Origin of the sequence: Pseudomonas sp. JV245A (assembly GCF_032424515.1) — a bacterium.
GTDB classification, from domain to species: domain Bacteria; phylum Pseudomonadota; class Gammaproteobacteria; order Pseudomonadales; family Pseudomonadaceae; genus Aquipseudomonas; species Aquipseudomonas protegens.
In genome coordinates this window covers 1-393 of the sequence record NZ_VYKE01000573.1, presented here as the reverse complement: position 1 = coordinate 393, position 393 = coordinate 1, and the positions used below count along the sequence as shown (strand labels likewise).

Here is a 393-nt window from a genome sequence, read left to right as displayed (position 1 = left end):
GGCTCCTTCCAGATCAGGTGCACCTGCACATCCGGCAGCGAGGCCAGTACGTCGTGGGGACCGGTCAGATCCAGTTGCTGGACCTCGGGGAACAACAGAAAACCTATCTGCACTGCCATTGCCTGTTCCTTGTGTCGATGAAGTGGACGGCTTGACTCTAGCGCTCTAGGATTTGGCGCATACGCCAACCAGCCCTCGATTTACGCCAACCATGCCCACTGCGCCGAAAAACGTGTTTGTCCTGGCCTTCGCCAATGCCCAGTTGCTGGATGTCAGCGGGCCGCTGCAGGTGTTCGCCTCGGCCAATGACCGGGCCCGCGGCCTGGGCCTGCCCTTGCCCTACCACCCGCGGGTGATTGCCAGCCCGGGCGGCGCGACCCTGAGCTCCTCGGG

Annotated in this window: 2 pseudogenes; one reads left to right on the top strand and one right to left on the bottom strand. The window is 63.4% G+C overall.

Annotation, left to right across the window (positions count from 1 at the left end):
• A pseudogene (locus F6S12_RS33095) lies at nt 1-119 on the bottom strand (DJ-1/PfpI family protein); the annotation flags it as partial.
• 92 nt (nt 120-211) lie between these two features.
• Between F6S12_RS33095 and F6S12_RS33090 the strand changes: the two are divergent.
• Nucleotides 212-393 (top strand): annotated as a pseudogene (locus tag F6S12_RS33090) (AraC family transcriptional regulator); the annotation flags it as partial.